This window comes from Thalassospira sp. UBA848, from assembly GCF_002295455.1.
Classification (GTDB): domain Bacteria; phylum Pseudomonadota; class Alphaproteobacteria; order Rhodospirillales; family Thalassospiraceae; genus Thalassospira.
In genome coordinates, this window is record NZ_DBGS01000002.1 from 2,448 (window position 1) to 13,026 (window position 10,579).

At 54.8% G+C, this 10,579-nt stretch carries 8 protein-coding genes; 2 read left to right on the forward strand and 6 right to left on the reverse strand.

The window, feature by feature from the left end:
- From B2R48_RS00110 to B2R48_RS00130, 5 genes are all read right to left on the reverse strand, one after another.
- Positions 1 to 1,235, reverse strand: a 1,235-nt coding sequence (locus B2R48_RS00110) for a cache domain-containing protein (RefSeq protein WP_296996236.1), incomplete at its 3' end; no start/stop codon positions are given.
- A gap of 434 nt (positions 1,236 to 1,669) precedes the next feature.
- A complete protein-coding gene (locus B2R48_RS00115) occupies positions 1,670 to 4,120 on the reverse strand; it encodes a DNA translocase FtsK (protein ID WP_296996239.1) in 2,451 nt (816 codons plus the stop codon).
- 56 nt (positions 4,121 to 4,176) lie between these two features.
- On the reverse strand, positions 4,177 to 5,367 hold the full coding sequence (locus B2R48_RS00120) for an aminotransferase class I/II-fold pyridoxal phosphate-dependent enzyme (protein WP_296996241.1): 1,191 nt from the start codon (positions 5,365 to 5,367) through the stop codon (positions 4,177 to 4,179).
- A gap of 278 nt (positions 5,368 to 5,645) precedes the next feature.
- A complete protein-coding gene (gene amt / locus B2R48_RS00125) occupies positions 5,646 to 6,974 on the reverse strand; it encodes an ammonium transporter (protein ID WP_296996244.1) in 1,329 nt (442 codons plus the stop codon).
- A gap of 23 nt (positions 6,975 to 6,997) precedes the next feature.
- The gene (locus B2R48_RS00130) at positions 6,998 to 7,336 is read right to left on the reverse strand and encodes a P-II family nitrogen regulator (protein ID WP_007088725.1); all 339 of its coding nucleotides are present in this window, start codon (positions 7,334 to 7,336) and stop codon (positions 6,998 to 7,000) included.
- A 585-nt stretch (positions 7,337 to 7,921) separates the two neighbouring features.
- Between B2R48_RS00130 and ubiH the strand changes: the two genes are divergently transcribed.
- Both ubiH and B2R48_RS00140 read left to right on the forward strand, forming a co-directional pair.
- Positions 7,922 to 9,145 carry a 2-octaprenyl-6-methoxyphenyl hydroxylase gene (gene ubiH, locus B2R48_RS00135; protein ID WP_296996278.1) on the forward strand — a complete coding sequence of 408 codons (1,224 nt, stop codon included), beginning with the start codon at positions 7,922 to 7,924 and terminating at the stop codon, positions 9,143 to 9,145.
- Positions 9,146 to 9,342: 197 nt separating this feature from the next.
- Entirely contained in the window at positions 9,343 to 10,005 is a 663-nt protein-coding gene (locus B2R48_RS00140; RefSeq protein WP_062956886.1) for an OmpW/AlkL family protein, read from the forward strand.
- Positions 10,006 to 10,123: 118 nt separating this feature from the next.
- On the opposite strand, the gene B2R48_RS00145 is transcribed toward B2R48_RS00140, so the two are convergent.
- On the reverse strand, positions 10,124 to 10,498 hold the full coding sequence (locus B2R48_RS00145) for a DUF971 domain-containing protein (RefSeq protein ID WP_296996283.1): 375 nt from the start codon (positions 10,496 to 10,498) through the stop codon (positions 10,124 to 10,126).
- Positions 10,499 to 10,579: the final 81 nt, after the last annotated feature.

Here is a 10,579-nt window from a genome sequence, read left to right on the forward strand (position 1 = left end):
AGGGCCAGAAGGTTGGTTTGCTCGGCAATCGACTGGATAAGCTCAACCACTTCGCCAATCTTATCCGATGCATTGGCCAGTTCGGCGAAGATCGCCGTCGCGTCATCGGCTTCGTTGGCGCCAGCCTGCGCGATGTCAGAGCTTCGGCTGACCTGGGCGGTGATTTCGTCAATCGCCGCTGCCAACTGCTCGGCAGCCGATGCGACGGTTTCAACGTTGGTTGCAGCCTGTTCGGTTGCGGCCGCAACATTTGCGGCCTGACCCGATGTCTGATCAGACTGGGCGGCCATGCCGGTCGCGGTGCTACGCAGTTGGTCGACAGCGGCGTTAACCACGGTCAGGTCACTTTCAACGTCCTGTTCAAACTGCGCAATGCGGGCATTAACCTGCTTGGCGCGTGCCAGTTGTGCGGCGTTTGCAGTTTCCTGTTCTTTTTGCAGACGGTCGGCTTTTTCCCGGTTTTCGCGGAATACTTCGAGTGCGCGGGCAAGATCACCAATCTCGTCCTTGCGATCTGTCGCATCGCTTTTGACCGATGTATAACCATCTGCAAGGTGCGAAAGTGCTTCGGTGATGCCGCGCAACGGGGCCGTTGTGCTGCGTTCGATGGCAAAGGCCAGGCCACCAATAACGGCCATGATCACCACAAGCGTGACAAGATCCATCGTTGCGACATTCCAAAAGGCTGCTTCCACATCATCGGTATAGATGCCGGCGGCAACGATCAGGTCCCAGCCCTGCACGAGTTTGGCATATGCCAGCTTCGGTTCGTTGTTGTTGGTGTTTGGATGCGGCCACACATAAGAAACAAACCCCTCGCCGGACTGAACGGCAATGGCGCTAAGTTCTGCGATCGGTGTTGCGCCGGTCGGGTCCTTGACTGAAGCCGCGCTTTTGCCGACCAGATCGGGCACCAGCGGGTGCATGGCCATCGTGCCATCGCGCTCGGTGACGAACACGTAGTTGTTGTTGTCGAACCGCTGGCTTTCCAGTGTTTTAAGGGCGGCTGCCTTGGCGTCGGCCTCGCTCATCTCGCCTGACTTTGCGCGTTCGGCATAGTCCTGAACAATGCTCGTCGACTGATCGACGACATAACGCAAGGTGATCTTGCGGTCATCCATCATGGTTTCGTGAAGGGAATACAAGTTCAGGATAGCAGAAGCCGCCAGTGCGATTGCCACAAGAACCATAACGCCGCGCAACTTCGCCGCGAATGAAAAATCAGAGAGCCTCATAGTAAGACCTAACCCGCATGAGTGTTGACTGAATGTATGGGCATTTGATCCGCTGAATGCAGAACACAGCTGGCTATAGTCGATTGAGAAAATGAGACATTGATTTGTGCCAAACCATTCCTAAAAAGTTTTATAAATAATTGGAAAACAACGATTAATATATTTGAATTAAGTAAAATATCTTCTTTGGGCCGATTACAAAGGGGCTAAAAGAACGCGCTTTGCGGGGAGATTGCGGAACCCAGGCCGCTGGTTTTGGCTTGGGTTGGGCGGCGCAACCTCAAGTAACCTGCAAATACGCCGAAGTCGATTCGGCTCACCTCAGGCATGGGAACAGCTCTGTCATCCGGCTCAAACGACGAAAGGCGGCCCTGAAACAGGCCGCCTTTTGTCATTTTGTGAAATCGTGCGCCACGAAACGGATGGTTTATCCATCAGTATTCGTAGGGGGTACCATCCATGTTTTCCATCAGGACTTCGCGCTTGCCGACATGGTTGGCTGCTGAAACAACACCGTTTTCTTCCATCTGTTCGATGATGCGGGCCGCGCGGTTATAGCCGATGGAAAGCTTGCGCTGGATAAAGCTGGTCGAAGCCTTCTTCTCGCGCAGGACAATGCCAACCGCCTGATTGTAAAGATCATCATCTGATCCCGAACCGCCGGAAGCCCCGGCATTACCACCTGCCATATAAGCCGCGACAGGATCTTCTTCGGGTTCTTCGGTAACGGTTTCAAGATAGGCCGGATCGCCCTGATCACGCAGATGCTTGACGATGCTTTCGACTTCTTCATCGGACACAAACGGTCCGTGGACACGCTGCAAACGGCCACCCTGGCCCATGTAAAGCATATCCCCCTGACCCAGAAGCTGCTCGGCGCCCATTTCACCCAAGATGGTGCGCGAATCGATTTTCGAGGTCACGGAATAGGAAATACGTGTCGGGAAGTTGGCCTTGATCGTGCCGGTAATGACGTCGACCGACGGACGCTGGGTCGCCATGATCAGGTGCAAGCCGGCAGCACGGGCCATCTGTGCCAGACGCTGGATGGAGGCTTCCACATCCTTGCCTGCGACAAGCATCAAGTCAGCCATTTCGTCAACGATGATGACGATAAATGGCAGCGGTTCCATCGGCAGTTCCTGATCTTCAAAGATCGGTTTGCCGGTTTCCGGATCAAAGCCGGTCTGAACACGTCGGGTCAGTTGTTCGCCCTTGGCGGCCGCTTCCTTGATGCGTTTGTTATAGCCCGCGATGTTACGCACACCGACCTGGCTCATGGCGCGATAACGGTCTTCCATCTCGCGTACCGCCCATTTAAGTGCGACAACCGCCTTGTGCGGATCGGTCACAACCGGGGTCAGAAGATGCGGGATGCCGTCATAGATCGACAGTTCAAGCATCTTGGGATCGATCATGATGAAGCGGCATTCTTCGGGCTTCATCCGATAGAGAAGCGACAGGATCATCGCGTTCACACCCACCGACTTACCCGAACCCGTGGTACCGGCAATCAGCAAGTGTGGCATTTTCGACAGATCGGCAATCACCGGTGTGCCGCCGATATCCTTGCCAAGGCTCATATTCAGCTTGCCGGTGTTCTTTTCAAAATCACTCGATGCCAGAATTTCATGCAGATGCACGGTTTCACGGCGCACATTCGGCAATTCGATCCCGATGACGTTACGGCCCGGGACCACGGCAACACGGGCAGCAATCGCACTCATGGAGCGCGCAATATCATCAGCCAGACCAATAACGCGCGATGATTTGACACCGGCGGCGGGCTCCAGCTCATACAGGGTAACAACCGGACCGGGGCGGACCTGAACGATCTCGCCCTTAACGCCAAAGTCCTGCAGGACAGTTTCCAGCAAGCGCGCATTCTGTGCCAGCGCTTCTTGATCAATCGGGTTGGCATCAGCCGGGTCGGGTTCGCCCAGAAGGTCAAGTGGCGGGAAGCGGTATTCTTCGGTGCCCAGATCAAGCGATGCCTGACGCTGGGCCGCAGCCTTCTGGCTTGGTTGCAGCTTGGCGGCCGGCGCGGCGACGATATGTACTGGCGGTTCGTGATCGCCGTCATCATCGTCAAAGTCATCGTCTTCGGCGGGGGTAGAAGTTGGTTCGGATTTGCGGGTCGAGATGGCGCTACCAAGCTTCGACTTGCCTTTGTCCATCGACGGTTCCTGACGCGATCCGGGAGCCCGTTTGGCAAGCGGTTCGTCGTTGCTTCCGGTCGGGATGATGGCGCGAATGCCCGAAATCACCTTGCCACCGGCAAAGGACAGGGCCGTGCCGAGGCGCTCCCATTCGGACAGGGAATAGGCCATGCAAAAGATCGTCAGTGCCAGACCGAGTACCATGGATGCCAGCGCAATCAGCGCCCGCGCACCGGGTACACCGATCATCGCAAAACCAGCTTGTAACTTGTTGAGCAATAAATCACCGGCAAAGCCGCCCAAACCGACTGTCAGTGGCCAATGCATACCCGGCTGAATGGCCGCTGCCGAGGTTGCGACCAGAAGCAGGGCAAGTGGCAGCACAAGGAACCGCGCCCACATCCAGCGAAACGGTCTCACCGCAATCAGGCGCAATCCCCAACCAACCAGCAGAACCGTAATCAGGGCAGAGGCCAGACCAAGCGTACGCAACATCAAATCCGCGCCATAGGCGCCAACAATACCCAGTGGATTAAACACTGTTGTCCGGTCTGTTGCGTGGTTAAAGGATGGGTCGCCCGGATGAAAACCAATCAGCATGATGAACAGGGCCATGGCCAGCAATACCAGCCCAAGGCCGCAAAACCGCAAGCCACTGCGCTTGAGCAGTGTTACAAGACTGCCGGGCATGAAAGCGGTTCCAAGAGTGTTTGACTGGCTGCTCATCTGGGTATCCGTTCTGGTTAAGTCCTGCTGTTCTGCTGGGTGCGATGCACTGAACCCTAATTGTCCAATGCCTGCGCGATGCGGGTCAGTCCTTCCCGCGTGGTTTCAAGATCGTGAACAAGGGCAATGCGAATATATCGTTTGCCCGGATTGTTGCCCCTAGCATCGGTCATCGACAGGTAACTGCCGGGAATGACTTTTACGCCGGTTTCCTTCCAGATTTTCCGGGTGGCGGCTTCGTCATCACCAACATCAAGCCACAGGAAAAAGCCCCCCGGCGGGCGATAAAAACCAAACCGGTTGCCAAAGACTTCCTCGGCGATGTCGATTTTCGCACGATAGAGGTCACGATTGGCCTCTGCATGGGCATCATCGTTCCAAAGCATGGTGGATGCTGCCATTACCGGCATCGGAACCGTGGCGGAGCAATAACTGCGCAGCGCGGTGAAGCGTTTGACGATTTTGGCGTCACCGGCAACAAAGCCCGATCTCAGACCCGGTGCGCTGGACCGTTTTGAAAGACTGTGGAAGACAAGAATATTGTCCATGTTCCCGCCTTGCGCGGCGCAAATTTCCAGCGCGCCCGTCGGGGCGGAGCGGTCATAGATATCGGCATAGCATTCATCCATGGCCAGAACGAAGTCATGCTTGCGGGCCAGCGCAATGATCTGTTCAAGATAGTCGCGCGATGCAATCGCCCCTTGCGGATTGGCGGGCGAGCATAGGAAGAACAGTGCGCAGGCATCCAGATCGCTTGGGTCAATCTGATCAAGATCGGGCATGAAGCCGTTATCCGGGCCAGCGGCCAGCGGTACCATTTCGGCATCATTGAGAACCGCTGCCCCGCAATAAACCTGATAGAACGGATTTGGCAACAAGACCTTGGGTTTTGGCCCGGGCTGATCCTGCGGAATGACGGTGGTCGCGATCAGATAAAGTGCTTCGCGCGTACCTGCGACCGGCAGGACATGGTCATCGCGATTGATCATGTCTGCGGGCAGGTTATAGCGCCGATCCAGCCAGTTCTTGATGGCATCGCGGAGTTCCGGTGTGCCCGCGCCGGGCGGATATTTGTGCCAGAGGCTGGCATGCTTGACCATGGCATCGGTGATCATCGCAGGCGGTTCGTGTTGCGGTTCGCCGATCGACATGACAAGGGGTTGCTGACCGGGTTCAATACCGTCAAGCAGGGTTGCCAATCGCGGAAACGGATAGGCAGGCAATTGATCCAGGCGCGCGTTAAACATGTTCGTCGTCATTCCAGCATGGTCTGTGGCCCGCCATTGGCGGTGCCGTTCTTCTGAAGATGGGTAAAATCCCCTGACTTTACCCCTATGCCAAAAGTGCAAAGAAACATTTAAGAGCGGCATGAAATCGGCGTTAAACCGCCACTGCGCTGGCGGTGTGCGAAACCGATAAAAGCTTGCATTACGCCGACAAAAAGCCCGTCCGGGTTTCCCCGGACGGGCTTTTGATCTTGTTGATCGGGTACCGTGCGAACACGGTACCCGTCAGAATGTCTTGCTTAGAAGCGCTGGGAACCCTTGCCGAATTCCGGATAAGCTTCCAGGCCGAGCTCGGTCGCATCCGAACCGTTGGCTTCTTCTTCCTCGGAGAGGCGAATACCAACAGTGAATTTCAGAGCGAGCCAGACGATCGACGAAGCAACGATGGTGAAGGCACCCATTGCAACGATACCGGTGATCTGCGTACCGAAGGAAGCACCGTCATTGGTGAACGGAACAGCAAGCGTGCCCCAGATACCAGCAACAAGGTGAACCGAAACAGCACCGACAACGTCGTCGATTTTCAGTTTGTCGAGCAGCGGAACCGCAATGACAACCAGGATACCACCGATTGCGCCGATGATGATCGCCGAGCCAATGGTCGGGGTGTCCGGAGCAGCCGTGATCGAGACCAGACCAGCCAGTGCACCGTTAAGTGCCATGGTGAGGTCGACCTTTTTGTAAAGGATCTGGGTCAGGATGATTGCTGCAACCACACCGCCGGCAGCAGCCATGGTGGTGTTGCCGTAGATGTTGGCAATGGCGATAACGTCAGCGCCGGTACCCATAGCAAGCTGGGAACCACCGTTGAAGCCGAACCAGCCGAGCCACAGGATGAAGGTACCAAGCGTTGCAAGCGGAAGGTTCGAACCCGGCATCGGATGAACCGAACCGTCTTCACCGTACTTGCCTTTACGAGCACCAAGGATGATCGCGCCGGTCAGAGCAGCCCAGCCGCCGACCGAGTGAACAATGGTGGAACCGGCGAAGTCAGAGAAGCCCATCTCTGCGAGCCAGCCGCCACCCCAGGTCCAGGAACCGGTGATCGGATACAGGACGCCAGTCAGAACAACGACGAAGATCAGGAACGGCCACAGTTTGATACGCTCGGCAACAGTACCGGAAACGATCGAAGCTGCGGTGGCAACGAAGACCATCTGGAAGAACCAGTCAGACGTTGCGGAATAACCGCCAGAGAAGTCGCCACCAAGGGCAGCGGAGTCATCTGCGCTCCACAGGCTCAGCGAGCCGATCCAGCCAGATACATCCATGTACATCAGGTTGTAACCGATGAGGTAGTACATGATGCCTGCGATGGAGAAGAGACCGATGTTCTTCAGCAGGATGGTGGTTACGTTTTTGGTCCGTACAAGACCGCTTTCCAGCATTGCAAAGCCAGCAGCCATGAACATGACGACGGCGCCACTGAACAGGAAGCTAAAGCTGTTGAGAATGAACTGGGTTTCGGCCGGAACGCCTGCGTCCTGTGCAAAAGCCGGAGAAGCGATTGCCAGAAGGGCGGTAGCTGCAGCTGCAGCAAGGCCGGTTTTCTTCATGGAAATAGTCATAATGTCTCCCCTTGTCTCTGGACTTACAGGGCGTCGTCGCCGGTTTCACCAGTACGGATACGGACCGCCTGGCTCACATCAAGAACGAAAATCTTACCGTCCCCGATTTTCCCGGTTTGAGCAGTTTTGGTGATAGCTTCGACAACCTGATCAACCAGATTATCCGTGATGGCGACTTCCAGCTTCACCTTGGGCAAGAAGCTGACCATGTATTCAGCACCACGATAAATTTCGGTCTGGCCTTTCTGACGGCCAAAACCTTTGACTTCAGTGACCGTCAAACCCTGAACGCCCAGTGCGCTAAGCGCCTCGCGGACTTCGTCCAGTTTGAACGGTTTAATTACAGCAGTAACAAGTTTCATAATATTGCGACCTCCCGGCATATCCGTTGAGTACCAACGTGGTAATCACGATTTCGCAGTCCCCCGTTCCAAACCAAGAATCGTGCCAGACTCAAAATCAATCTCGTAAGTTATTGAATAAAAAAGACAAAATAATGAATCGCAGCGATGGAATGATGACTTTGTCTTGCCCTGTCCGGATTAAAATCTGCACAAAATCTGTTGTTGTCCAAAAAATGTGCATATTTTTTAATCAACCGGCCGTGGAAAAGAAAAGCACTTGCAGCTCAATGGCCTGTGGCGATCATTTACTGATCAAGGCCAGTTTTCCTGCAACCGGGGGGCATGTATTGCGTGGTAAAGTGTATGGGCTGCCTGTCGGGTGATGGTGTGCAGCAGATGGGCTTAATGCTCGGTCGGTGGCCTGTCCGGCAAGATTACGGGCCCCGCGATGATCGGTGCGGGTTGTAGGCGCGTATCGGGCAGGGTAAAGATGTGCAAACAACGCTTTCACGACGCCTTGTTGCGTCAGGTCAACGCAGCGCGCCGGTCCACAGGGTAAACCGGCGTCATGTGCGGTGGCCAAACGACACAGGAATTTGCGACATGCATGATCAGCAGGCACTTCAAACCGATGTCATTATTCTGGGGGGCGGATTGAATGGCGCATCCATGGCCCTGGCATTGGCGCATGGTGGTATGAAGTCTGTGGTGATTGATTATGCAGATCCCAAAACCATCCTGACCGCAAATTATGATGGTCGTACCTGTGCGATTGCAGCGGCCTCCAAATCGGTGCTTGATGTTATCGGGGCCTGGGAAAACATGGCCGATGCGGCCGAGCCGATCCTTGATATCCGGATTGCCGACGGACAAAGTCCGCTCTTCTTGCATTACGATCACCATGAAGTTGGTGACGAACCGCTTGGCTATATCGTCGAAAACCTTGTGACCCGCAGTGCGCTGTATCGTGCGATTGAAAAAAACGATCTGGTCAAAATGATTGCACCGGCACGTGTTGAGACGATTGACCGTGATCAGGGCAATATGACCATCACGCTTGCCGACGGGCAATCTGTGCGGGCGCCGCTTGCAATCGGCGCCGAGGGGCGCAAGTCCATGCTGCGCGATTGGGCCGGGATCAAGACCTATAACTGGAGCTACAAGCAAAGTGCGGTCGTTTGCACGGTCAAGCACAAGCAGCCGCATAATGGCTTGGCGGTTGAACACTTCTTGCCTGCCGGTCCGTTTGCCATTCTGCCAATGACGGACAACCGCTGTTCGATCGTCTGGACCGAGGGCACCGAACAGGCCAATTATCTGGTTAATCTTGATGAGCAGACCTTTGTGGATGAACTCCATCGTCGGTTTGACGGATATCTGGGTGATCTTGAGGTGATTGGTCCGCGTTTCTGCTATCCGCTGGGTTTGCAGCATGCCTATCACTACACGCAGGATCGCTTGGCGCTGATTGGTGACGCGGCCCACGGCATGCATCCCATTGCCGGTCAGGGGCTGAATATGGGCATTCGTGATGTCGCCGTTCTGGCCGAAATTCTCGTCAATGCCCGTCGTCTGGGTCGTGACATTGGTAGTGCGGATGTCCTGGCAGAGTACGAACAATGGCGCCGGTTTGATAATACGGTGATGTTGGCGGTTACTGATCTCACCACCCGTCTGTTTTCAAATGACATTGCCCCGGTCCGCTGGGCGCGTGATATCGGTTTGGCCGTGGTCGAAAAAATCCCGCCACTTAAAAAGACGTTCATGTCCCATGCCATGGGGTATGCCGGGACTCTGCCGAAATTGATGAAAGGCAAATCTTTGTAGTCCCGGAATCATATGGTGCGATGAAGACCGGGTTTTGATCAAAAACCGAGTACTTCAGCGTAAATGATCCAAAGTCATTTAAAATCGTTCAAAAACATGTCGTTTTTTGTCGATGCTTGTTGATTTGTGTCAACAAGTCAGCAAACCGAAAGGCGCAATGTCCCCAGCGAGTTGATCAAACTAACAGGGGACAGATAATGTCATTCAAATCCAAACTTCTTGGCACCGCTTTGTTGGGTGGCATGATGGCCGCTTCGCTTGTTGCAGCCAATCCGGCTTCCGCACAGACCGCCGAATTCAAAACCAAACAGGCCGGTGATATTGTCATTCGTGCGCGCGGTATTGCGATGGTTCCGGATGAGGACACCTATGACCACAACATCAACAACGGTACTGGTCATGGCCAACTGAGCAACGATGCCGTGCCCGAAGTCGACTTTTCGTACTTCGTGACTGACAACATCGCATTTGAGTTGATCGCTGCAACCACCCAGCATGATCTGGATTGGGCGAACCCGACCCTTGATGCTGGTTCTGTTCGTCTGTTGCCGCCGACCCTGACGGTGCAGTACCACTTCATGCCTGAAAGCCGCTGGAGCCCGTATGTTGGTGCCGGTATCAACTACACCTTCTTCTATGACTCCAAGCCAGGTCAGTTTAACTCGGTCGAGTATGATGACGGCTTTGGCTATGCCTTCCAGGCTGGTTTTGACTACGCAATTTCCGGCCCGTGGTCGGTCAACTTCGACGTCAAAAAGATCTATCTTGATACCGATGTCAGCATCAACAATGGTGCGAACACCTCCAAAGCGCATCTTGATCCGTGGGTCTTTGGCCTCGGTGTTGGCTATCGCTTCTAGGAAGCCTGTGTGACGGGGTGAACGCCTCGCCGACACAGCAAAAAAAAGCGGTCCTGTCATTGTCAGGGCCGCTTTTGTTTTGGGGATCTTTATGGACTGGCGGGATACGGCGCGGTTGCTATCGTTTAGCGGGATCGCGCGAAAGTCCGCGTGCTTCGAGTGCGCCCAGATAGTCTGCCCAAAGCTTGTCCTGATTGTCGTGCATTTCGCGCAGATATTGCCAACTGAACAGGCCGCTATCATGCAAGTCATCAAAACTGATGCGCACGGCATAGTTCCCGACCGGCACAATATCAATGATGCCGACATGGCGGCGTCCGGCGATGATTTTCTTTTCCGAGGGATGATGCCCCTGAACCTCGGCTGACGGGCTTTCAACCCGAAGCAACTCGGCACCAAGGCGGGTTTTCACACCGTCATCCCAGATAATTTCCAGAATGCGATCATCACGCAGGTAATTGATTTCAACCGGGGTAAAGCTGTCTTGTGTCATGACAGGCTGTTTGCCTTAATCTTCGATGGCGCGGGCTTCATCAGGCAGCATGATCGGAATGCCATCGCGGATCGGATAGGC